Raw genomic sequence first — 21827 nt, 5'->3', positions numbered from 1 at the left:
TGCGGCTACGCGGTCCGAGGAGGGAGCCACCGATGATTCTGCTCCGTCGCCTGCTGGGTGACGTGCTGCGTCGGCAGCGCCAGCGCCAGGGCCGTACTCTGCGCGAAGTCTCCTCGTCCGCCCGAGTCTCACTCGGCTATCTCTCCGAGGTGGAGCGGGGGCAGAAGGAGGCTTCCTCCGAGCTGCTCTCCGCGATCTGCGACGCGCTTGACGTACGGATGTCCGAGCTCATGCGGGAAGTGAGCGACGAGCTGGCACTCGCCGAGCTCGCTGCGTCTGCGGCAGCGAGCGACCCGGTGCCGGTGCGTGCGCCGGTACGTCCGATGCTCAATTCGATCTCCGTGACGTCGGTGACTGGTGTGCCGACGGAGCGGGTGACGATCAAGGCGCCCGCGGAAGCGGTGGACGTCGTCGCGGCCTGATCCCCAGGCTCGCGCCCAGGCTTGTACTGAGCCCCGGTTGGTCACTTGATGACCGGCCGGGGCTCAGCCTTTTTCCGGCGCGCCCGTTTTGGGGCTTCTGTGGCAGGGTGGTAGGAGATCGCGCACACGTCCGTATGGTCCGCACGAGCGTTCCCCCGTGTGCTCCCCGCGGACGTTCCGTCCGGAGTGGAGGAAATGCATGTCCTACATCAAGAGCCCGCTGTCCGACGCCGACCTCAAGGTCGTCGGTGACGCCCTGCAGGGTGCGCTGGTCGATCTCGTGGACCTTTCCCTCGTGTCCAAGCAGGTGCACTGGAACGTGGTCGGCTCGCGCTTCCGGTCCGTACACCTCCAGCTCGACGAGGTCGTCGACACCGCGCGGCTCCACTCGGACACCGTGGCCGAGCGGGCCTCCGCCGTCGGCGTCAGCCCCGACGGGCGCTCCGCCACAGTGGCGAAGTCGAGCGCGATCGACACCGTTCCGGACGGCTGGATCAAGGACACCGAGGCCGTGAAGGTCCTGGTGGCCGCGCTCGGCGTGGTGATCGGCCGGATGCGCGAGCGCATCGAAGCGACCGCCGACCCGGACCCGATCAGCCAGGACATCCTCATCGGGCTCACCGCCGACCTGGAGAAGCATGCGTGGATGTTCCAGGCGGAGACCGTCTGAACCGTAGCCCGCGATCATGCGCCGCAGGCCCGGGCGGGGTTGAGACGCAGGCTCTGAAGCGCGGGGAACCCGGAGCGCGCCGGGCCTGCCCCCGGTGCGCCCTCCCGGCGGGTTTCCCGGCGGTCTAGCGTCGGCCCGAGGAGGCGGCCCATGACGGTGGCGGTGCGTTGGGTGCCCGCGCTGGTCGTTGCGGCGCTGTGGTGGTGGGCCGTGCTGCGCATGGTGCTGGTGCCCGGTCAGACGGGGTTCGTCGAGGGGGCGACGGTCGCGGGCGGCTGGGGGCTGAGCCTGCTGCCCGTGCACGTGGCGACCGTGCCGGGCAAGCCGGGCAACGGGCCGGGGACTACCACGGCATCGAGACGCCGCCGTTCGGACGCAGGATCTGGCCCGTCGTGAACGCCGAGGCGTCCGCGGCGAGATGCAGCACGGCGTGCGCGATGTCCTCGGGTTCGCCGAGCCGGGCGAGCGGGGAGAGCCGCAGCATCGTCGACTCGATCTGCTCTTGCTGCTCGGCGGCGTGGTGGTCGGTCATGGGGGTGCGGACCCAGCCGGGGGCTATGGCGTTGACGCGGATCCCGTGCGGGCCCAGCTCGGTGGCGAGCGTCCTGGTGAGCTGGACGACCGCGACCTTCGAGACGCTGTAGCAGAACAGGCCCGGCCGCGAGGAGTCCACGGCGCCCGAGGCCATGGTGACGATGGAGCCCCGGATGCCGTGCGCGATCATCATGCGGGCCGCCTCCTGGCAGGCGTGGAGCACACCCCGGAAGTTGACGGAGAGAACCCGGTCGAGATCGGCGTCCTCGGTGTCCAGGACCGAGCTGGTGTGCATGACGCCCGCGATCGCCGCCAGGATGTGGACCGGCCCGGCGGCTTCCAGGGCTGCCTTGACCTGCGCGCGGTCCGAGACATCGAGCGGGTACGGGTGGGAGGTGCCGCCCGCCTTGGCGATCAGCGCCCCGGTCTCGCGCAGCCCCACCTCGTCGCGGTCCGCGCAGTGCACCGCCGCGCCGGCCTCCGCCAGCAGCAGAGCACTGGCGCGGCCGATCCCGCTGGCCGCGCCGGTGACGAAGGCCGTGCGGTCGCTGAGGTCGTACGCCGTGAGGGCCATGCCGGGACGGTACGACCGGACTTGACGGGTCGTCAATAAGTGTGAGGGGTGCGAGTGCTGCGTCAAAGGGTGGGCGCGGGCTGGCACTTGGGGCACCAGTAGGTCGGACGCTCGCGGCCCGCGGAGTCGCGTTGGGCGGCGGTACGGATCGGCGCCCGGCAGCGCGGGCACGGCCGTCCTGCTCGGCCGTAGACGTATGCCTGGCGGACCGGGCGGTCCTTGTTGGCTTCCAGGAGCTGCTTCGCGGTGGCCACGAGGCGCTCGGGGGAGGGCAGTTCGCCGATCGGCAGCCAGGGGACGACCCGGATCGCGAAGCAGATCTCCGACTTGTACACGTTGCCGACCCCGGCGAGGTTGCGCTGGTCGAGCAGGGCCTCGCCGATGGTGCGGGCGGGGTCCTGGAGGAGGTTGCGCAGAGCGGATTCGGCGTCCCAGTCGGGGCCGAGGAGATCGGGGCCCAGGTGGCCGACCGCCTTGGACTCGTCCCGGGTGCGGAGCAGTTCCAGCACGGGCAGCCGGTAGCCGACGGCCGTGTGCCCCGCGTTCCCGAGGATCGCCCGGATTTGGTGGGAGGGCCCACCGCCCCAGCGCTCACCGGCACCGTAGATCCGCCAGGACCCGTCCATCCGGAGGTGGGAGTGCAGGGTGAGCCCGCCCTCGATCCGGGCCAGCAGGTGCTTGCCGCGCGGGGTCACATCGAGGACGGTCCGCCCGGTGAGATCGGCCGTGGCGAACCGGGGCACCCGCAGATCGCACCGCGTGAGGACCTGCCCGGCCAACGCCGCGTGGAGCCGCCGCGCGGCTTGGTAGACGGTGTCACCTTCGGGCATGAGTCCATTCTGCCGGGGGTGGGGGCGGGGTGGGGTGCCAGTGGGTGACGACGGGGGCTTGTGGTGGGGTGCGGCGGAGTGGGGTGCGGGGCGGATGGGGGTTGCTTGGGGCTTGCATGGGGGCTTGGCTGGGCTGCCCTTGCGGGGCGGCGCGGGGCGTATCGGGGCGGGGTCGCTCGTGTGGGGCGGGCCCGGGCCTGATGGGGGTGTCTGGAGGCAAGCGCTGGGTGCCTCGTCCGCGGGCAGCGGGGTGCGTCCACGGGCGCCCTCGCGCGCGGTGAGGGACGCGAGAAGCGGTCCGGCGGCGCTCGCGCTGGGCCGATCGGTGTCAGGGCCTCAGGCGCAACCCCCTCGGGGTCGGGACGAAGCCCGCCGTTTCCAGGGGGCGGGCGAGCGGGGACGTCAGGGCCGGGTCGCCGTTGGCCCGCTCCACGGTGATCGTGCCGAGCCGGCCGGCCCGCGCCGCTCCCGCTAGGGCCCCGGAGGCGGCCGTCAGCGCCGGATCGTCCGGTTCGGTCGCCCAGGCGAGCAGTGACTTGCCGCCGCGCTCCAGATACAGCACGAGCTCGCCGTCGACCAGGACGACCATGGAACCCGCCTTGCGGCCCGGCTTGTGCCCGGCCCCGTTGGGCGGCTCGGGCCACGGCAGCGCCGCACCGTACGCATTGGCCGGATCGGCGGCCGCCAGGACGACCGCCTGCGGGGCGGTATGCGCATCGGCGCCCCGGTCCCGGGCGGTGGCGGCCGCCCGCAGCCGGTCCACCGCGCCGTCCATCGCGAACTGAGCCGCGCCGAGCCCCTCGACCACATAGCCGCGCCGGGCCTGCCCGCTGTCCTCGAACGCGGCCAGGATCCGGTACGTCGCCGAGAAGCCGCCCTCGACGCCCTCGGCCTGCACCGCGCCCCGGGTGACCACTCCGTGCCGGTCCAGGAGGGTGCGGGCCAGGGCGTGGGCGCGGTGGGTGGGATCGGGCTCGCGGGGCGGGAGCAGGGACCAGCGGCCCGAGACGGTAGGCGGCCCGGTGCGCGAGACCGGGCGGGCCGCGGCGGTCAGGGTGCCGTAACGGCCGCGCGGGACGGGCCGCTTGGCGCGGTGCGCGGTGGACCCCGCGGTACGCCCCGAGCCGAGCAGGGAACGCAACGGTGCCAGGGTGTCGTTGGTGAGCCGCCCGGACCACGCCAAGTCCCATACTGCGTCGGCGAGTTGGGAGTCGGTCGCCTCCGGGTGGGTGGTAGCGCGGACCTGGTCGGCGAGCTGGCGGAAGAACAGGCCGTAGCCGGGCGCCAGCGCGGTGAGCACCGACTCGTGGAGCGCGGTCAGTTCGAGCGGGTGCGGCGGTGGCAGCAGCAGCGGGGCCGCGTCGGCGACGTACAGGGAGATCCAGCCGTCCTTGCCGGGCAGCGCGCCCGCGCCCGCCCAGACGACCTCGCCGGTCGTGGTGAGCTCGTCGAGGAGGCCCGGGCTGTAGTCGGCGACCCGGGACGGCAGGATCAGCTTCTCCAGGGCGGAGGCCGGGACGGCGGCGCCCTGCAACTGCTCCACGGCGCGGGCCAGTCCGTCGATGCCGCGCAGGCCGCTGCTGCCCAGGTGCTGCCACTGAGGGAGGAAAGTCGCGAGCGCGGCGGGCGGCACCGGCTCCAGCTCCTGGCGCAGCGCCGCCAGGGAGCGGCGGCGCAGCCTGCGCAGGATCGTCGCGTCGCACCACTCCTGGCCGATGCCCGCCGGATGGAACTCGCCCTGCACGACCCGGCCCGACACCGCCAGCCGCTGCAGCGCGCCGTCCGTGACCGCGGCCCCCAGCCCGAACCGGGCCGCGGCGACGGCCGACGTGAACGGGCCGTGCGTGCGCGCGTACCGGGACAGCAGATCGCCGAGCGGGTCCTTCACGGGCTCGGTGAATGCCTCGGGGACGCCGACCGGCAGCGCCGTGCCGAGCGCGTCGCGCAGCCGTCCCGCGTCCTCGATCGCCGCCCAGTGGTCGGTGCCGGCGATGCGGACCCGGATGGCGCGGCGCGCGGCGCCCAGCTCCGGGGCCCAGCCGGGCTCGGCGCCGCGGGCCGCCAACTCGGCGTCGGTGAGCGGCCCGAGAACCCGCAGCAGATCGGCGACGCCCTCACCGTCCTTGATGCGCCGGTCCTCGGTGAGCCACTGGAGCTCCTGCTCCAGCTCGGTCAGGACATCGGCGTCGAGCAGCTCGCGCAGCTCGGCCTGGCCCAGGAGCTCGGCGAGGAGGCGGGAGTCGAGGGACAGCGCGGCGGCCCGCCGCTCGGCGAGCGGCGAGTCGCCCTCGTACAGGAACTGCGCGACATAGCCGAACAGGAGGGAGCGGGCGAACGGGGACGGCTCGGGGGTGGTGACCTCGACCAGGCGCACCCTGCGGGCTTCGAGGTCCCCCATCAGCTCGGTCAGGCCCGGCACGTCGAACACGTCCTGGAGGCATTCGCGGACCGCTTCGAGGACGATCGGGAAGGACCCGAACTCGCTTGCCACCTGGAGCAGTTGAGCCGCCCGCTGGCGCTGCTGCCACAGCGGGGTGCGCTTGCCCGGGCTGCGCCGGGGCAGGAGCAGGGCGCGGGCGGCGCACTCGCGGAAGCGGGAGGCGAACAGCGCGGAACTACCGACCTGGTCGGTGACGATCTGCTCGATCTCGCCCTTGTCGAACACCGTGTCCGCGGCCCCCACGGGGGCCTGTTCGCTGTCGTACGTGGAGTCGAGGTGCGCCGGGTCCTGGTCGAGGAGGTCGAGGCCCATCAGGTCGGCGTCGGGCAGCCGCAGCACGATGCCGTCGTCGGCATGCATGACCTGGGCGTCCATGCCGTACCGCTCGGCCAGGCGGGCGCCGAGCGCGAGCGCCCAGGGGGCGTGCACCTGGGCGCCGAAGGGGGAGTGGATGACCACGCGCCAGTCGCCGAGCTCGTCCCGGAACCGCTCGACCAGGATCGTGCGGTCGTCCGGGACGTGGCCGCAGGCGCGGCGCTGCTCGTCGAGATAGCCGATCACATTGTCCGCCGCCCAGGCATCGAGGCCCGCGCTCAGCAGGCGAAGCCGGGCGTCGTCGGGGGTGAGCGAGCCGACCTCACGCAGGAACGCGCCGAGCGCGCGGCCCAGTTCGAGCGGCCGGCCCAGCTGGTCGCCCTTCCAGAACGGCAGCCGGCCGGGCACCCCCGGCGCGGGCGAGACCAGGACCCGGTCACGGGTGATGTCCTCGATCCGCCAGGAGGTCGTGCCCAGGGTGAAGACATCGCCCACCCGCGACTCGTACACCATCTCCTCGTCGAGCTCGCCGACCCGGCCGCCGCCCTTCTTCGGGTCGGCCCCGGCCAGGAAGACGCCGAACAGACCGCGGTCGGGGATGGTGCCGCCCGAGGTGACGGCCAGCCGCTGGGCGCCGGGGCGGCCGGTCACCGTGCCCGCCACCCGGTCCCACACCACGCGCGGCCGCAGCTCCGCGAAGGCGTCGGAGGGATAGCGGCCCGCCAGCATGTCCAGGACCGCGGTGAACGCCGACTCGGGCAGCGCGGCGAAGGGCGCGGCCCGGCGCACCAGCGCCATCAGGTCGTCCACCTGCCAGGTGTCGAGCGCCGTCATCGCGACCAACTGCTGGGCCAGCACGTCCAACGGATTGGACGGGATGCGCAGCGACTCGATCGCACCCGTGCGCATCCGCTCGGTGACCACCGCCGACTGGACCAGGTCGCCGCGGTACTTGGGGAAGACCACCCCGGTGGAGACCGCCCCCACCTGGTGACCCGCCCGGCCCACGCGCTGCAGCCCCGAGGCGACGGACGGCGGCGACTCGACCTGGACCACCAGGTCCACCGCGCCCATGTCGATGCCCAGTTCAAGACTGGACGTGGCCACCACCGCCGGAAGACGGCCCGCCTTCAGGTCCTCCTCCACGAGCGCCCGCTGCTCCTTGGAGACCGAACCGTGGTGCGCCTTGGCGAGCAGCGCCGGGGCGCCCGCGGCGGCGCCCGAACCGCCCATCAGATCCGCCGGGGAGTGCGCCTCGGGAAGCGGTGCGCCCATGGCGCGCTCGTACGCGATCTCGTTGAGCCGGTTGCACAACCGCTCCGCGAGACGGCGGGAGTTGGCGAACACGATGGTCGAGCGGTGCGCCTGCACCAGGTCGACGATGCGCTCCTCGACATGCGGCCAGATCGACGGCTTCTCCGCCCCCTCCTGGGCGTCGGCCGACGGTGAGCCGGCCAGCTCGCCCAGGTCCTCCACCGGAACGACCACCGAAAGGTCGAACTCCTTGGCCGAGGGCGGCTGGACGATCTCGACCTTGCGCTGCGGGGACAGATAGCGCGCCACCTCGTCCACCGGCCGCACCGTCGCCGACAGGCCGATCCGGCGGGCCGGCTTCGGCAGCAGCTCGTCCAACCGCTCCAAGGAGAGCGCCAGATGGGCACCCCGCTTGGTGCCCGCGACCGCGTGCACCTCGTCGAGGATCACCGTCTCGATGCCCGCGAGCGCCTCGCGAGCGGCGGACGTGAGCATCAGGAACAGCGACTCGGGCGTGGTGATCAGGATGTCCGGCGGCCGAGTGGTGAGAGCCCGGCGCTCGGCGGGCGGGGTGTCGCCGGACCGGATGCCCACCCGGACCTCCGGCTCGGGCAGCCCAAGGCGCACCGACTCCTGACGGATCCCGGTCAACGGGGAACGCAGATTGCGCTCCACATCGACCGCGAGAGCCTTGAGCGGAGACACGTACAGCACCCGGCAGCGCTTCTTCGGCTCGGCGGGCACCGGCGTGGCCGCAAGCCGGTCGAGCGCGGCGAGAAAGGCGGCGAGGGTCTTGCCGGACCCGGTCGGGGCGACGACCAGGACGTCCGAGCCCTCGGCGATCGCCCGCCAGGCGCCCTCCTGCGCCGCGGTGGGCGCGGTGAAGGCCCCCGTGAACCAGCCGCGCGTCGCGGGGGAGAAGGAGTCCAGCGCTGTCCTTGCCATGGTCCCCATCGTGCACCCACCCACTGACAATGGCCCGGACCTGCGAGAATGAGGGCGTGGACGGGGTCGAGGAATGGGCGCGGCACTGGCAGTACTCCGAGCTGCCCGGCCTCGACCTGCTCCGCGCGCGATATGTGCGCCACTCCTTCCCCCGGCACGCTCACGAGGGGTTCGTCTTCGGCGCGGTGCGCAGCGGGATCGAGAACGTGGTCGTGCCCGGCGGGACGATCCCGGCACGCCCCGGCACCGTCGTCATGATCAACCCCGAGGTTCCGCACGCGGCCCACGCCGGAGTCCCCGAGGGCTGGACGTACGCCACGCTCTACCCCTCGGCCCGGCTTATCGCCGACATCGCGGCGGAGACCACCACCCTGCGCGGCACCCCCGGATTCGCCGAGACCATCGTCGAGGACCCGGACACCGCGCGGCTCATCCAGGAAGTGCACCGAGCGGCGGAGCAGGGCAACGCGCTGGCCGCCGACAGCGTGTTCCGCATCGCCGTCGCCCGGCTGCTGCGCCGCCACGGCTGCGCCCTGCCCGACCGGACGCCCCGCTCGGCGGGTGCGCGCGCCGCTGCCGCGGCGAGATTCCTCCTGGTGGAGCGCCTGTCCGCCCCGCCGTCCCTCGAACAACTGGCGAAGGAACTGGACACGAGCCCGTTCGCGCTGCTGCGCGCCTTCAAGGCGGAGTACGGGCTGCCGCCGCACTCCTGGCTGACGGGCGAGCGCGTACGCCGGGCCGCCCGCCTCCTGGAAGGGGGAACCCCGCCCGCCGAGGCCGCCGTCGCCGTGGGCTTCACCGACCAGCCGCACCTCAACCGCCACTTCACCCGGATCGTCGGCGTCACGCCCGGCGCGTATCGCCGCGAGCGCGCGGGAACGTAGGCGCGGGGGCGCGTGAAGGCAGGCACGCGATCACTGAGCAAGAGCGCTGGGCAGGCAAGAACGCCGGAAGTACCAGTACGCCGACACGCGAGTACGCCGGGCGTGCAAGAACGTACAAGAACCGAAGCGCCGCCTTCTTCTAACGTCCACCGCGTGGCAGCAGAACAGACAGCACCCCCAGAGATACGCCCCAACGCCGAGGGCAAACCCGATGCGGCCGTCGTCCGCGACGCCCTGGGCGTCGGCGTCGCCGTGGGGCTCCCCGGCTTCGCCTTCGGAGTGACCTCGGCCGGCTCGGGGCTCAGCCTCCTGCAGACGTGCGCGCTCAGCCTGCTCGTCTTCACCGGAGCCTCGCAGTTCGCGCTCGTCGGCGCGCTCGCGGCCGGCGGAAATCCGGTCACCGCGGCGGCCGGCGCCTTCTTCCTCGGCACCCGAAACGCCTTCTATGGGCTGCGCCTGTCCCAACTGCTCGCCCTGCCAAGGGCGTTGCGGCCCCTGGCCGCCCAATGGGTGATCGACGAGACCACCGCGGTCACCCTCGCCCAGCCCACCCGGCGGGCCGCGCGGATCGGCTTCACCGTCACCGGCCTCACCCTCTACGTGCTGTGGAACCTGACCACGCTCGCCGGAGCACTGGGCGCGCAGGCCCTGGGCGACACCGACGCCTGGGGGCTTGACGCCGCGAGCCCCGCCGTCTTCCTCGCGCTCCTCGCGCCGATGCTCAAGACCTCCACCGAGCGCATCACGGCCGCCTTCGCCGTCGTCCTCGTCCTGAGTCTGCTGCCGGTGCTGCCGGCCGGCGCACCCGTCCTGGTCGCCGCACTCGCCGCGCCCGTCGTGCTCTTCCTGAAGGGACGGAGCGTGCCGGGGCAGACCGGCCCGGGCGACGGGCCCGAGGAGGCCCGCCCCCAGCACACCGCCGACCCGGGCCACTCCGAAGAAACCGGGAACTCCGCGACAGGAGAAGCACGTTGAACGTCTGGATCGCCATCGCGGCCACCGCCCTCGGCTGCTACCTCGTCAAACTCCTCGGCCTGCTGGTCCCCGCAGGCGCCCTGGAGCGACCGCTGGTCAAGCGCCTTGCCACGCTGCTGCCGGTGGCGCTGCTCGCCGCCCTCACCGCGCAGCAGACCTTCAGCACCGGCCACCAGGTGCTGCTCGACGCCCGGGCGGCCGGGCTCGCGGCGGCGGCTGTCGCGCTGGTGCTGCGCGCTCCGTTCCTGGTGATCGTCGGCGCCGCCGTACTCGTCACGGCGGGCGTGCGCGCCCTGGGCGGCTGAGCGGCAGGCGCCGGGGCGGCCCGTGCGCCGACACCCCGGCAGCCGCCTCGTCCGGCAGGCCGTCCGAGGGACGGCCGCCGGGGTCACCCGATGACGCGGCCGTGGGCGCGCAGGGTGCGCAGCGCCTCGACCGTCACCATGGGCCGGCACTCCAGGGCCGTGCCGGGCGCCCACGCGCGCCAGCGAATCGGCCAGCCGCCGTCGTCCTGCTGCTCCCCCTCCAGATGATCGAGCGACCGCTTCATCTCCTCGTCGGTGAACCACCGGCGGGCCAGCGATTCGGGCACGGCCGCGTAATCGTGCGGAAAGTGGTGCTCACCGGGGGCGTACCCCTCGGCGACGGGGTAGTCGGCGATCCGCGCCGGATCCAGCACCGCGAGGCCCTGCTCCCTGACGAGCCGGCCGAGCCGGTCCGCGGCCGCCTCGGCCCGCGAACGGTCGGGGGCGCCGTCCAGGAAGGCGACCGCCGCCTCGACCTCATAAGGATGCGACCTCTCCAGAGAGTCGACCGCGGCCCAGCAGAAGTCGGTCGCCCTGAAGAGCCACGCGTGCCACACCTCGTTGCGGTGCAGCAGCCCGACCACCGGGCCGGTGGTCAGCAGGGCGCTGGGCGGGTCGTCGACGATCGGGGCGAACGGCGCGGCCGGATAGCCGCGCTGCGAGGGATGCAGCGCGGGCAGCGCGCCGTCCTTGGTGGAGATGTCCGTCAGATAGCGGCACATCCGCTCCACGCGCTGACCGCCGAGCCGCCCGACCGAGTCCAGGACCCGCAGCGCGTGCGCGGTGTGCAGGGGCTGGCTGACGGGCCCGCGCAGATCGGGTTCGAGGGCGTGGCCGTAGCCGCCGTCGTCACCCTGGTAGGCGGAGAGCGCCGCCTCGACGGCGTCGGCGTCCTTGCCGAGGAAGTGGTAGGCGAACCGGCGCTGTTCGAGCACCCTGGCCGTTAGCCAGATGAAGTGCTCGGCGCGCGCCAGCGGTGAGTTGGGGGAGTGGGGAGATGCTCCGGAACCAGCCATGTTTCAGACGGTAGGGCCCACAGAGCCGCGGACAAGCCCGACCGTCGGGGCTGCACTCTCAGGGGCGGGATACTTGAGTCATGCGGTTGACGATTTTCTGGGAGCGGATGGCCGACCACTTCGGCGCCGGGTACGCGGACTCCTTCGCGCGCGACCATGTGATGACGGAACTGGGCGGGCACACCGTGCACCAGGCCCTCGACGCGGGCTGGGAGGCCAAGGACGTCTGGCGGGCGGTCTGCGCCGCCATGGACGTGCCCGCGGACAGACGGTGACGGCGGCCCCTCCGGGAGCATGCAGGTGGCCGCCTTCGGGTGAAGGGCGCGGTCGCGGGTGACGCGCGGTCACTGCCCGATGGCCGGAACAGGCATGGCGGCCCGCTGTCGGACATATGGGCGAGACTTGCACCGTGGCACCGACTGATGAGATCAACACCGACGACCGCGAAGCCGACCGGGCGGACGACCGCGAAGCCGGTCCGCCGGACGGCCCGCGCGGCGCCTCGCACGCCTCCGGCCCACCTCCGACGAGCCCCCTGGGGCTCGGCGCCGCCGCACGCATGCCCCGCTGGCTGCCGCGCGCCGTGGTGCTCGTGCTCGCCCTGTACGCCTGTTTCCAACTGGGCAGTTGGGCCTTCCACCAGCTCATCGGCCTGCTGATCAACATCCTGATCGCGTTCTTCGTCGCGCTAGCCATGGAGCCCGCCGTCGGCCGGATGGCGGCCCGCGGAATGCGCCGGGGCGTGGCCACGTTCTTGGTCTTCCTCGCCCTGACGATCGCCACGATCGGCTTCGTCGTGCTGCTCGGCTCGATGCTGGCGGGGCAGATCGTCGACATGGTCGAGCAGTTCCCCAAGTACCTCGACTCGGTGATCAACTGGGTCAACCACACGTTCCACACGGAGCTCTCGCGGGTCGAGGTGCGCGACAGCCTGCTGCACTCCGACTGGCTCCAGAAGTACGTCCAGAACAGCGCGACCGGCGTGCTCGACGTCTCCGCGACCGTACTCGGCGGCCTCTTCCGGCTGCTGACGATCTTCCTGTTCTCGTTCTACTTCGCCGCCGACGGTCCCCGGCTGCGCCGGGCGATCTGCTCCGTGCTGCCGCCCGCCCGGCAGACGGAGGTGCTGCGAGCCTGGGAGATCGCGGTCGACAAGACCGGCGGCTACCTCTACTCGCGCGGCCTCATGGCGCTCATCTCGGGCATCGCGCACTACATCCTGCTGCAGATCCTCGGCGTTCCGTACGCCCCGGCGCTGGCGGTCTGGGTGGGTCTGGTCTCCCAGTTCGTCCCCACCATCGGCACCTATCTGGCGGGCGCTCTGCCCATGCTGATCGCCTTCACCGTGAACCCCTGGTACGCGGTGTGGGTGCTCGGATTCGTGGTGATCTACCAGCAGTTCGAGAACTACATGCTGCAGCCCAAGCTCACCGCGCGGACCGTGGACATCCATCCCGCCGTCGCCTTCGGCTCGGTGATCGCGGGCACGGCGCTCATGGGCGCGGTCGGCGCCCTCATCGCGATCCCGGCGGTCGCGACGCTGCAGGCGTTCCTCGGCGCCTACGTGAAGCGGTACGACGTGACGGACGACCCGCGGGTGCACGGCAGGCACCAGCCGCGCGGTCAGAGCTCCGCAGTAGCGCCCGAGGCGGGGTCGTAGGCTGGAATTTCCTCTTTGTCGTGGTTGGGAGGCGGGCGAGAACGGGGCGCCCCGCCTCGTGTGCTGCGCTTGACAGTAAAATCGAACATCCATTCTCATGGGAGTCCGGCCCTGTGTTTGCACGGGTTCCACCGCGTTTCCGGTGGAGTTATCCACAGGCTGGAAGGACGTCGGGGCCCATTGTCAGTGGCAGGGGTTAGCGTCTTTGACGTGAAGCGATCGACTCAAGCAAATCGGGTGGAACCCATGGCAGGAACTGACCGCGAGAAGGCGCTCGACGCCGCGCTCGCACAGATTGAACGGCAATTCGGAAAGGGCGCGGTGATGCGCCTGGGCGAGCGGCCGAATGAGCCCATCGAGGTCATCCCCACCGGGTCGACCGCGCTCGACGTGGCCCTCGGCGTCGGCGGCCTGCCGCGCGGCCGTGTGGTGGAGGTGTACGGCCCGGAGTCCTCCGGCAAGACGACCCTGACCCTGCACGCGGTGGCGAACGCGCAGAAGCTCGGCGGCTCGGTGGCCTTCATCGACGCCGAGCACGCCCTCGACCCCGAGTACGCGAAGAAGCTCGGCGTCGACATCGACAGCCTGATCCTGTCGCAGCCGGACAACGGCGAGCAGGCGCTGGAAATCGTCGACATGCTGGTCCGCTCCGGCGCGCTCGACCTGATCGTCATCGACTCCGTCGCGGCCCTGGTGCCGCGCGCGGAAATCGAGGGCGAGATGGGCGACTCGCACGTGGGCCTGCAGGCCCGCCTGATGAGCCAGGCGCTCCGGAAGATCACCAGCGCGCTCAACCAGTCGAAGACCACCGCGATCTTCATCAACCAGCTCCGCGAGAAGATCGGCGTGATGTTCGGCTCCCCCGAGACCACGACCGGTGGCCGGGCGCTGAAGTTCTACGCCTCGGTACGTCTCGACATCCGCCGGATCGAGACGCTCAAGGACGGCACGGACGCGGTCGGCAACCGCACCCGCGTCAAGGTCGTCAAGAACAAGGTCGCGCCGCCCTTCAAGCAGGCCGAGTTCGACATCCTCTACGGCCAGGGCATCAGCCGCGAGGGCGGCCTGATCGACATGGGCGTCGAGCACGGCTTCGTCCGCAAGGCCGGCGCCTGGTACACGTACGAGGGCGACCAGCTCGGCCAGGGCAAGGAGAACGCCCGCAACTTCCTCAAGGACAACCCCGACCTCGCCAACGAGATCGAGAAGAAGATCCTTGAGAAGCTGGGCGTCGGAGTCCGCCCGGAGGACCCGACGGCCGAACCCGGCAAGGACGCCGCCGAGACCGCCCCCGCGGCTGACGCGGCCGCCGCTGTGCCTGCCCCGGCCACCAAGGCCAAGACGGCCAAGGCCGCCGCTGCCAAGAGCTAGCGGTGACCCGCAGGACCGAGTGGGCCGACCCCGAGGAGCAGGGCCCCCAGCGGGCCCGCTCCCGGCGGGGCGGCCCGGATGGAGCGGGCGACGGCACCGACTCGTCGAGGGCCGAGAAGGAGCCGTCGCCACAGGACCCGGCTGAGCGGGCGCGGGCAATCTGCCTGCGCCTGCTCACCGGGACCCCCCGGACCCGTAAACAGCTCGCCGACGCCCTGAAGAAGCGGGAGATCCCCGACGAGGTCTCCGAAGAGGTCCTCTCCCGCTTCGAAGAGGTCGGACTGATCAACGACGCGGCATTCGCCGACGCGTGGGTGGAGTCCCGCCACCACGGGCGCGGGCTCGCCCGCCGCGCGCTGGCCCGCGAACTGCGCACCAAGGGCGTGGACTCCTCGGTCATCGACGAGGCCGTCGCCCAGCTCGACTCCGACCGGGAGGAGGAGACCGCGCGCGAACTCGTGGCGCGCAAACTCCGCTCCACCCGAGGCCTCGACCGCGACCGCCGGCTCCGCCGCCTCGCCGGCATGCTCGCCCGCAAGGGCTACCCCGAGGGCATGGCCCTCAGAGTGGTCCGCCAGGCACTGGAGCAGGAGGGCGAAGACGCGGACGACCTGTACGAGATGTGAGCCGTACGCCCTTGATCGCGCCGGGGGCTCGATGCGCGTGCGGCCGGGCCCAAGTGGCTTGCCCTGTAAGGAACTTGGGGGCGGATGGCCTGACCGCACCCTTTCAGGCTGGGGCTTGCGGGCGTTCCGGACGCGCTCGCCCCTGGCCGGTCGGCCAGGGGCGCCGCTGTGTTCCGAGGCCGGTCAGCCCTCGGGGACCGTGACCGGCAGCCCCGCAGTGCGCCATGCCTGGAAGCCGCCGATCAGGTCGGTCGCCCGATGCAGCCCCAACTGCCGCAGCGACACAGCCGCGAGGGAGGACGCGTACCCCTCATTGCAGATCACCACCACCCGCAGATCGTGGCCCGTCGCCTCGGCGGCACGGTGGCTGCCCTGCGGATCGAGCCGCCATTCCAGTTCGTTGCGCTCGACGACCAGGGCACCGGGAATCAGCCCGTCCCTGTCGCGCAGCGCCGCATACCGGATGTCCACCAGGAGCGCTCCGTCGGCGGCCTCGGCGAAGGCATCCTCGGCGGTCACCCGGTCCAGGCCGGCCCTGGCCCGGTCGAGGAAGTCGTCGATCCCCACCGGTTGCCTGCGTTCCGCGCTCACTGCCAGTCCTCCGGACGCTCGACCTGCTCGACACGGAGCACGGCGCCCGTCCGGCTGTAGCGCCGGATCAGCGGCAGCGGCGGATAGTAGGCGTGCACCGAGACCGCGTGCCCGGAACCCGACTCGTTCCTCACCTCGTGCACATGGTGCGGCCCGAAAGCCCGACCGTTCCCTGCCCCCAACTGCCTTGAACGATCGAGCCCTTCGGCGAGTTCCAGGGTCTTCCAACCCTCGGTGGGCAGCCGGGCCGCCAACGAGTCCTCACGCAGCGCACCGGCCGCGGTGGCGAACGCGCCGTGGGAGCCGCCGTGATCGTGCCACCCCGTACCGGTGCCGGGCGGCCAGCCGATCAGCCAGGCCTCGCTGCCACCCGGCCCGTCGAGGCGAATCCAGGTGCGGCCCTCTTCGTCGAGGGGCAGCGAGGCGACCAGCGCCGCGTCCGCAGCGGTACGGAGTACGAAGTCGAGCAGATCCGCCTCGGTCGGCGCGGAGCCGGATCGAGGTGTGGAGTCGGGAGCGGGCACGGATGTAGTGACAGATGTGCTTACGGAGAGCGACACGGCAGACCGTCCTGAGGAAGTTCGCGAGTGCGCGCGTGCGGCCGACGGCGCCACAAGGGCGCGGCGGCACGGCGCGAAGGGAAAGGCGAATCAGCAGGACGGACGACACACGCAGCCCGCATAGCGGACCAGGTCCATATGGACCCTCCGCCACAGGCGCACATTGGTGTCGGTCACGTTCCGGAGTAGACCATGCGCGCCTGCGTCGGTCAATCGCTGTTCGGATGACGGATGACGGATGGCGGATGGCGACAGACAGGCAGCCGACGACGGTGACACCCCAATGTGAGGCGTCAGCCGACGGATTACGGCTGACGGATCTCAGCTGACGGATTCCAGGCACCGAACGTCAAGACGTCAAGCGACAAACGCCAGGCAACAGCCGACAGACATCACTTGATGTCAGCCGTCCGCCCCTCCGCCTCCCCAACCCCCGCCCCCGCAGCACCCGCACCAGCCCCCACAGCACCCGGACTCGCACCTTCCCCCACAGCCTCCCCGCCCGGCTCTCCCCGGCTCGTCCCTCCGCGCACAGTCTCAGCCGCGGCGTACAACTGCGTGGGCTGCACGCCGTTGAACGCCGCTGCCAGGTGCCCGTCGGGGCGTACGAGGAGGACGGCGTGGGCGGGGGCGCCGGGGTAGTCCTCGGCGACCAGTAGTTCCGCGTCCAGGGGCAGCGCCGACACCGCGGCGGTCAAGCGGGGCATGACGCCGGCCGTGAGCCAGTGGCGCCGGTCCCAGACGCCCGTGCCCGGGGCGACCAGGACGACCAGGAGCCTGCCCTTGCCCAGCCGGTCCCGCAGGGGCACGGTCGAGCCGTCGGGGGCCGTGACGCGGATGTCGGCGGCCGGTGCGCCCAGCCGCGTGCCCACCGGGATGTGCGAGTCGGTGTACGGAGGTGTGAGGGGGGAGTGCGGGTACGCGGGGGGCGCGCCGAGCGGGCCGCGCCCCAGGTGCCCGTCGGTCACCAGGGCGTCATGGCCGCGGGCGGAGCCCGGGATCCAGCCGCGCGGCCCCGCGCCGCCACGCAGGATCGGCAAGGACTGGTCGGCCGTGCGCAGCCGGGTCGCGACCGCCGACCGCCGTTCCGTCTGGTAGCTGTCCAGGAGCACCTCAGAGGCGCCGTGGTGCCAGGCCAGGGCCAGCTTCCAGGCGAGGTTCTGGGCGTCCCGCAGGCCTTCGTCCAGGGCCTGTGTGCCGAGCGCGCCCAGCAGGTGCGCGGCATCCCCGGCGAGGAACGCGCGGCGCACCCGCCAGCGCCGGGCCAGGCGGTGGTGCACCGTGTGGACGCCGGTGTCGAGGAGTTCGTACGGCGGTGTCGAACCGCACCAGCCCGCGAGGGTGTCCCGGATGCGGCCCAGCAGGGCGTCGGGCGTGACCAGTTCGGCGCGCGGCGCAAGCAGCCAGTCCAGCCGCCAGACGCCGTCCTGGAGGGGGCGGGCCGTCACCTCGTCGCCACTGGCCCGCCAGGGCGGCAGCCGGTGCAGCAACGCCTCGCCCGGCCAGGGGAGTTCGGTCCGCAGAGCCACGACTGCCTGGCGTTCCACCGCCGTACGGCCGGCGAAACGGATGTCGAGGAGCTTGCGGACGGTGGAGCGGGCGCCGTCGCAGCCGACCGCGTAGCTGCCGCGCCACCAGGTTCCGCCGGGCCCCGAGGTGTGGACGGACACGCCCTCCGCGTCCTGTTCCAGCACGTCCACGCGGCTCTGCGCCACCACCCGTACGAGACCGGACGCGGCAAGGGCGGCGCGCAGCCCCCGGGTCAGGGCGTGCTGCGGGATGTGGACCGGCGAGGGACCGTCGTCCAGGGACTCGCCGAACTCGGCGCGGCGCACCAGCCGGCCCCGCCTCATCGACCGCCAGGCCACCCAGCGCGTGCCCTCGTCCCGCACCGTCGTACAGCCGAGGCCCGCCACGAACGAGGCCGTATCCGGGCGCAGTACGACCGTGCGGACCGGGCGGGGCTCCTCCGTGCCCGGCCCCTCGTCGAGGACCACGGACGGCACGCCCTGGGCGGCGAGCGAGAGGGCCAGCGCCAGTCCCACCGGACCGGCGCCGACGACGATCACCGGGTCCACGGCGCGGCTCCCGAGGCGGGTCGGGACGGCTTGCAGGTGGCGCGGGGAACCCGGTGCACGATCACAGAACGTATGCAACCCACTGCGCGTGCTTGCGTCAAGTGACGGAGGCAGCGACGCCGACGTCACTGCCTCCCATGCCGTCAGTTCGTCGCAGCAGGCGTCACTTCGGGACCATCGGTCCCCTCGGCGGCAAGAACGGCGCCCGGGGCGGCGGCCGTGATCGGAGCGGCGGCCGCCCCCATGGTGATGCCGGTCTTCGCCCGCCGCCCGCGCTTCTCGATCCAGGTCGCCAGCGCGGAGAGCACCAGACACATCGCCACATAGATGGAGCCGATGACAACAATGGTCGAGACATACGGGTACTGGCCGTTGACCTGGGTGTTGCTCGCGATCAGACGCGCCGTCTGGAGCAGCTCCGGGTACAGGATGATGAAGCCGAGCGACGTGTCCTTGAGGGTGACGACGAGCTGGCTGATGATCGTCGGCAGCATCGCCCGCACGGCCTGCGGCATCAGGACGCTCATCATGACCTGCGACTTGCTCATGCCGAGCGCGTACGCCGCCTCGCGCTGCCCCTTGGGCACGGAGTTGACGCCCGCGCGGAGCACCTCCGCCTGGACGCAGCCGTTGTAGATCGACAGGCCGAGGGCCAGCGCCCACATCGAGTAGTCGGTGAGGAAGCCGACCCAGACCGCGTAGATCGTGATGAGCAGCGGGATGGAACGGAACAGTTCGATGAAGGCGGTGGCCGTCCAGCGGACCGGCTTGTGGTCGGAGAGCCGGGCGACGGCCAGCGCCACACCGAGCACCAGCGAACCGACCGCCGCGAGGCCGAACGCCTTGAGGGTGGCCAGGACCGCGTCGGCGATGTTCTGCCGGATGCCCGAGTAGTTGAAGATGTCCCACATCGCGTAGTCGAGGTCGCCCTTGTCCGAGAGCCGGACGATCGCGACGGCGACCAGGGCGAGCAGCGCGACCGAGCCGATGACGGCGTAGATCCGGTTGCGTATGACGGCCTTGGGGCCGGGGGCGTCGTAGAGAACGCTGGCACTCATCGGGCGACCTCCATGCGGCGCTCAAGGAGACGGAAGAGACCGCTCATCGCGAAAGTGACGATCAGATAGCCGAGGGCGACCCAGACGAAGACGGGGACGATGTCGTAGCCGTCCTCGCTCATCAGCTTCTGCCAGCCGAACAGTTCGGTGACGCTGAAGGCGCCGGCGATCGCCGAGTTCTTGGTGAGCGCGATGAAGATGGAGCTCAGCGGCGGGATCACCGTCCGCGTCGCCTGGGGCAGCACGATCAGCCGCAGGGTCTGCGAGAAGCTCATGCCGATCGAGCGGGCGGCCTCGGCCTGGCCCAGCGGCACCGTGCTGATGCCGGACCTCACGGCCTCGCAGACGAACGAGGCGGTGTAGAACCCGAGCGCGAGCGACCCGAGCAGGAACGGGCTCATCCCGGGAAAGAAGATCTCCGGTACGACGAAGAACGAGACCAGGAAGAGCAGCGTCAGCGGGGTGTTGCGCAGCAGCGTCACCCAGGCGGTCCCGAAGAAGCGCAGCGGCGGCACGGGGGAGACCCGGAAACCGGCGAGCAGCAGTCCGAGCACCAGGGCGATGACCGAGCTGACGGCGGTGATCTCCACCGTGCCTATGAAGCCGTCACGGAATTCCGCGAAATGGTCGAGCAGTACGTTCATGAGGTCTCCGCGTCGGCGGGCAGCGGCTGGGTCATCGGGCGGGGGCAGGGCCGTGGCGCCCCGTACTGCGTACGGGGCGCTTCAAGCGGCGTCGATCAGTAGCGGACGACGGCCGGCGGAGCCTGGTAGGTGGAGCCGGACAGGCCGAGCGTGGCGTCGTAGATCTTCTTGTACGTGCCGTCCTGCTCGTGCTTCTCAAGCGAGGCGTTGACGAAGTCGCGCAGCGCCTTGTCGTCCTTGTTCATGCCGATGCCGTACGGCTCCTCGGTGAACGGCTTGCCGACCACACGGAGCTTGCCGGAGTTCTTGGCGGCGTAGCCCTTGAGGATCGCGTCGTCGGTGGTGACCGCGTCGACCTGCTTGGACAGGAGCTGCTGCACGCAGTCCGAGTACTTGGAGAGCTCCACGACGGAGGCACCGTACTCGGGCTTCTTGATCTCCTGCAGCGGCGTGGAACCGACGATCGAGCAGACCTTCTTGCCCTTGACGGAGTCCTTGCCGTTGATCGAGGTGTCGTCCTTGCGGACGAGCAGGTCGGCGCCGGCCTTGTAGTACGGGCCCGCGAAGCCGACGAGCTTCTTGCGCTTGTCGTTGATCGTGTAGGTGCCGACGTAGTAGTCGACCTGGCCCTTGGAGATCGCGGTCTCGCGGACGCCGGAGTCGACGGTCTTCCACTCGATCTGGTCGGGCTTGAAGCCCAGGTCGGCGGCGACCATCTTGGCGATCTCGACGTCGAAGCCGGAGCGCTCCTTGGTCGACTGGTCCTCGAACCCGAGGTAGGGCTGGTCGGCCTTGGAGCCGATGACCAGCTTGCCGCGCTCCTTTGCCGCCTTGAACGTCGGCGAGTCAAGGGTGACGTTCGAGGCGACGGCGTACGTCGGCAGCTTCGGGGCGTCGCTGGCGCCCGGCTGCGCGGACTGCTTGTCACCGGCGGAGCCGGACTTGCCGCCACAGGCGGTCGCGGTCAGGGCGAGCGCGGCGATCGCCGCGACGGCGGCGGACTTGCGGAGCATCATGGCGAACATTCCTTGCGTCGTTGGTCGTTGGTCGTCATCGGTCGGCCGACAGCTGTCGACGGAACGGTGCCAACCATCAGGTGGCACACGCCAGTTGGCTGCCGGCCGACTCTCGTCAGTGGTGCAGGATCTTCGACAGGAAGTCCTTGGCCCGGTCGCTGCGCGGGTTGCTGAAGAACTGGTCCGGAGTCGCCTCTTCGACGATCCTGCCGTCGGCCATGAACACGACCCGGTTGGCGGCGGAGCGGGCGAAGCCCATCTCGTGGGTGACGACGACCATCGTCATCCCGTCCCGCGCCAGCTGCTGCATGACCTCAAGGACCTCGTTGATCATCTCCGGGTCGAGCGCCGAAGTGGGCTCGTCGAAGAGCATCACCTTCGGGTCCATCGCCAACGCCCGCGCGATCGCCACGCGTTGCTGCTGACCACCCGAGAGCTGCGCCGGGTACTTGTCGGCCTGGGTGCCCACGCCGACCCGGTCGAGCAGGGCGCGGGCCTTCTGCTCGGCAGCCTGTTTGTCGGCCTTGCGGACCTTCACCTGGCCCAGCATGACGTTCTCCAGCACCGTCTTGTGCGCGAAGAGGTTGAACGACTGGAAGACCATGCCGACATCGGCACGCAGCCGCGCCAGCTCCCTGCCCTCCTGGGGCAGCGGCCTGCCGTCGATCGAGATCGCCCCGGAATCGATCGTCTCCAGGCGGTTGATGGTGCGGCACAGCGTGGACTTCCCGGACCCTGACGGCCCGATGACGACGACGACCTCGCCACGGGCGATGGTCAGGTCGATGTCCTGGAGCACATGCAGCGCGCCGAAGTGCTTGTTGACGTTGTTCAGCACGACCAGGTCACCCGACGCGGGTACGGCGTCCTCGGTCCCCTTGGTCACTGATACTCCGCTCATCGGCTTCTTGCTCCGTCCTCCTCGGTTGGGGAGGAACGTAGTGGTGAGTTGTGACCAGCGTCATTACATCTGAGCGGAACTTGAGCATAACGATCCGGTTGCGTGGAAGCACTCTGGGTGAGCGCACACCCCGGCGGAATACCGGCTCCGTAACGGAT

Annotated in this window: 22 protein-coding genes; 10 read left to right on the top strand and 12 right to left on the bottom strand. The window is 71.5% G+C overall.

Annotated elements, in window-relative coordinates:
- The first annotated feature begins 32 nt into the window (after positions 1-32).
- The 3 genes from ACWC2B_RS28705 to ACWC2B_RS28695 all read left to right on the top strand — a co-directional run bounded on the left by ACWC2B_RS28705 (position 33) and on the right by ACWC2B_RS28695 (position 1488).
- Entirely contained in the window at positions 33-422 is a 390-nt protein-coding gene (locus ACWC2B_RS28705) for a helix-turn-helix domain-containing protein (RefSeq protein ID WP_053726410.1), read from the top strand.
- A 199-nt stretch (positions 423-621) separates the two neighbouring features.
- On the top strand, positions 622-1092 hold the full coding sequence (locus ACWC2B_RS28700) for a Dps family protein (protein WP_450721567.1): 471 nt from the start codon (positions 622-624) through the stop codon (positions 1090-1092).
- A gap of 150 nt (positions 1093-1242) precedes the next feature.
- On the top strand, positions 1243-1488 hold the full coding sequence (locus ACWC2B_RS28695) for a hypothetical protein (protein ID WP_450721565.1): 246 nt from the start codon (positions 1243-1245) through the stop codon (positions 1486-1488).
- Here the strand turns inward: ACWC2B_RS28695 and ACWC2B_RS28690 are convergent.
- The 3 genes from ACWC2B_RS28690 to ACWC2B_RS28680 form a co-directional block, all read right to left on the bottom strand.
- Complete coding sequence (locus ACWC2B_RS28690; RefSeq protein ID WP_450721563.1) at positions 1436-2200, bottom strand: SDR family NAD(P)-dependent oxidoreductase; 765 nt, start codon at positions 2198-2200, stop codon at positions 1436-1438. The genes ACWC2B_RS28695 and ACWC2B_RS28690 overlap by 53 nt on opposite strands.
- Positions 2201-2262: 62 nt before the next feature.
- Positions 2263-3030, bottom strand: a complete 768-nt coding sequence (locus ACWC2B_RS28685; protein WP_450721561.1) for an Fpg/Nei family DNA glycosylase — start codon at positions 3028-3030, stop codon at positions 2263-2265.
- 328 nt (positions 3031-3358) lie between these two features.
- Positions 3359-7984 (bottom strand): ATP-dependent helicase, encoded by a 4626-nt coding sequence (locus tag ACWC2B_RS28680; RefSeq protein ID WP_450721559.1) that lies wholly within the window; start codon positions 7982-7984, stop codon positions 3359-3361.
- Positions 7985-8013: 29 nt separating this feature from the next.
- Here ACWC2B_RS28680 and ACWC2B_RS28675 point away from each other — a divergent pair, with 29 nt between their 5' ends.
- The 3 genes from ACWC2B_RS28675 to ACWC2B_RS28665 all read left to right on the top strand — a co-directional run bounded on the left by ACWC2B_RS28675 (position 8014) and on the right by ACWC2B_RS28665 (position 10148).
- Positions 8014-8868, top strand: coding sequence for an AraC family transcriptional regulator (locus ACWC2B_RS28675; protein WP_450721557.1), 855 nt, complete (start codon positions 8014-8016; stop codon positions 8866-8868).
- 153 nt (positions 8869-9021) lie between these two features.
- On the top strand, positions 9022-9843 hold the full coding sequence (locus tag ACWC2B_RS28670) for an AzlC family ABC transporter permease (protein WP_450721555.1): 822 nt from the start codon (positions 9022-9024) through the stop codon (positions 9841-9843).
- Entirely contained in the window at positions 9840-10148 is a 309-nt protein-coding gene (locus ACWC2B_RS28665) for an AzlD domain-containing protein (protein ID WP_450721553.1), read from the top strand. The genes ACWC2B_RS28670 and ACWC2B_RS28665 overlap by 4 nt, the downstream gene beginning before the upstream one ends.
- Before the next feature lie 83 nt (positions 10149-10231).
- Here ACWC2B_RS28665 and ACWC2B_RS28660 read toward each other — a convergent pair whose 3' ends face one another.
- On the bottom strand, positions 10232-11164 hold the full coding sequence (locus ACWC2B_RS28660) for a hypothetical protein (RefSeq protein WP_450721551.1): 933 nt from the start codon (positions 11162-11164) through the stop codon (positions 10232-10234).
- 80 nt (positions 11165-11244) lie between these two features.
- Here ACWC2B_RS28660 and ACWC2B_RS28655 point away from each other — a divergent pair, with 80 nt between their 5' ends.
- From ACWC2B_RS28655 to recX, 4 genes are all read left to right on the top strand, one after another.
- The gene (locus tag ACWC2B_RS28655; protein WP_450721549.1) at positions 11245-11439 is read left to right on the top strand and encodes a DUF3046 domain-containing protein; all 195 of its coding nucleotides are present in this window, start codon (positions 11245-11247) and stop codon (positions 11437-11439) included.
- Between the two features lie 284 nt (positions 11440-11723).
- Positions 11724-12824, top strand: a complete 1101-nt coding sequence (locus tag ACWC2B_RS28650; RefSeq protein ID WP_450721586.1) for an AI-2E family transporter — start codon at positions 11724-11726, stop codon at positions 12822-12824.
- Positions 12825-13070: 246 nt separating this feature from the next.
- Entirely contained in the window at positions 13071-14195 is a 1125-nt protein-coding gene (gene recA / locus ACWC2B_RS28645) for a recombinase RecA (RefSeq protein WP_450721547.1), read from the top strand.
- A 2-nt stretch (positions 14196-14197) separates the two neighbouring features.
- Positions 14198-14821 carry a recombination regulator RecX gene (gene recX, locus ACWC2B_RS28640; protein WP_450721545.1) on the top strand — a complete coding sequence of 208 codons (624 nt, stop codon included), beginning with the start codon at positions 14198-14200 and terminating at the stop codon, positions 14819-14821.
- Between the two features lie 183 nt (positions 14822-15004).
- Here recX and ACWC2B_RS28635 read toward each other — a convergent pair whose 3' ends face one another.
- From ACWC2B_RS28635 to ACWC2B_RS28600, 8 genes are all read right to left on the bottom strand, one after another.
- The gene (locus tag ACWC2B_RS28635; RefSeq protein ID WP_450721543.1) at positions 15005-15412 is read right to left on the bottom strand and encodes a rhodanese-like domain-containing protein; all 408 of its coding nucleotides are present in this window, start codon (positions 15410-15412) and stop codon (positions 15005-15007) included.
- The gene (locus ACWC2B_RS28630) at positions 15409-15936 is read right to left on the bottom strand and encodes a cysteine dioxygenase (protein WP_450721541.1); all 528 of its coding nucleotides are present in this window, start codon (positions 15934-15936) and stop codon (positions 15409-15411) included. The genes ACWC2B_RS28635 and ACWC2B_RS28630 overlap by 4 nt, the downstream gene beginning before the upstream one ends.
- A gap of 126 nt (positions 15937-16062) precedes the next feature.
- Positions 16063-16134 (bottom strand): putative leader peptide, encoded by a 72-nt coding sequence (locus ACWC2B_RS28625; RefSeq protein WP_309544753.1) that lies wholly within the window; start codon positions 16132-16134, stop codon positions 16063-16065.
- A 230-nt stretch (positions 16135-16364) separates the two neighbouring features.
- A complete protein-coding gene (locus tag ACWC2B_RS28620; protein WP_450721539.1) occupies positions 16365-18050 on the bottom strand; it encodes an FAD-dependent monooxygenase in 1686 nt (561 codons plus the stop codon).
- Positions 18051-18193: 143 nt separating this feature from the next.
- Positions 18194-19108 carry an amino acid ABC transporter permease gene (locus ACWC2B_RS28615; RefSeq protein ID WP_450721537.1) on the bottom strand — a complete coding sequence of 305 codons (915 nt, stop codon included), beginning with the start codon at positions 19106-19108 and terminating at the stop codon, positions 18194-18196.
- Positions 19105-19752 carry an amino acid ABC transporter permease gene (locus ACWC2B_RS28610; RefSeq protein WP_450721535.1) on the bottom strand — a complete coding sequence of 216 codons (648 nt, stop codon included), beginning with the start codon at positions 19750-19752 and terminating at the stop codon, positions 19105-19107. The genes ACWC2B_RS28615 and ACWC2B_RS28610 overlap by 4 nt, the downstream gene beginning before the upstream one ends.
- A 95-nt stretch (positions 19753-19847) precedes the next feature.
- Positions 19848-20768, bottom strand: a complete 921-nt coding sequence (locus ACWC2B_RS28605; RefSeq protein ID WP_450721533.1) for a glutamate ABC transporter substrate-binding protein — start codon at positions 20766-20768, stop codon at positions 19848-19850.
- A gap of 115 nt (positions 20769-20883) precedes the next feature.
- Positions 20884-21669 (bottom strand): amino acid ABC transporter ATP-binding protein, encoded by a 786-nt coding sequence (locus ACWC2B_RS28600; protein WP_450721531.1) that lies wholly within the window; start codon positions 21667-21669, stop codon positions 20884-20886.
- Between the last annotated feature and the right edge of the window lie 158 nt (positions 21670-21827).

The organism is Streptomyces sp. NPDC001415, from assembly GCF_053597395.1.
This window is presented reverse-complemented; position numbering and strand designations above follow the sequence as displayed.

Coding starts and splice junctions, on each gene's coding strand:
- ACWC2B_RS28690 (WP_450721563.1), bottom strand. CDS start 2,200: ATGGCCCTCACGGCGTACGACCTCAGCGACCGCACGGCCTTCGTCACC.
- ACWC2B_RS28610 (WP_450721535.1), bottom strand. CDS start 19,752: ATGAACGTACTGCTCGACCATTTCGCGGAATTCCGTGACGGCTTCATA.
- ACWC2B_RS28660 (WP_450721551.1), bottom strand. CDS start 11,164: ATGGCTGGTTCCGGAGCATCTCCCCACTCCCCCAACTCACCGCTGGCG.
- ACWC2B_RS28700 (WP_450721567.1), top strand. CDS start 622: ATGTCCTACATCAAGAGCCCGCTGTCCGACGCCGACCTCAAGGTCGTC.
- ACWC2B_RS28680 (WP_450721559.1), bottom strand. CDS start 7,984: ATGGCAAGGACAGCGCTGGACTCCTTCTCCCCCGCGACGCGCGGCTGG.
- ACWC2B_RS28615 (WP_450721537.1), bottom strand. CDS start 19,108: ATGAGTGCCAGCGTTCTCTACGACGCCCCCGGCCCCAAGGCCGTCATA.
- ACWC2B_RS28600 (WP_450721531.1), bottom strand. CDS start 21,669: ATGAGCGGAGTATCAGTGACCAAGGGGACCGAGGACGCCGTACCCGCG.
- ACWC2B_RS28705 (WP_053726410.1), top strand. CDS start 33: ATGATTCTGCTCCGTCGCCTGCTGGGTGACGTGCTGCGTCGGCAGCGC.
- ACWC2B_RS28605 (WP_450721533.1), bottom strand. CDS start 20,768: ATGATGCTCCGCAAGTCCGCCGCCGTCGCGGCGATCGCCGCGCTCGCC.
- ACWC2B_RS28650 (WP_450721586.1), top strand. CDS start 11,724: ATGCCCCGCTGGCTGCCGCGCGCCGTGGTGCTCGTGCTCGCCCTGTAC.
- recA (WP_450721547.1), top strand. CDS start 13,071: ATGGCAGGAACTGACCGCGAGAAGGCGCTCGACGCCGCGCTCGCACAG.
- ACWC2B_RS28685 (WP_450721561.1), bottom strand. CDS start 3,030: ATGCCCGAAGGTGACACCGTCTACCAAGCCGCGCGGCGGCTCCACGCG.
- ACWC2B_RS28695 (WP_450721565.1), top strand. CDS start 1,243: ATGACGGTGGCGGTGCGTTGGGTGCCCGCGCTGGTCGTTGCGGCGCTG.
- ACWC2B_RS28675 (WP_450721557.1), top strand. CDS start 8,014: ATGGCCCGGACCTGCGAGAATGAGGGCGTGGACGGGGTCGAGGAATGG.
- ACWC2B_RS28655 (WP_450721549.1), top strand. CDS start 11,245: ATGCGGTTGACGATTTTCTGGGAGCGGATGGCCGACCACTTCGGCGCC.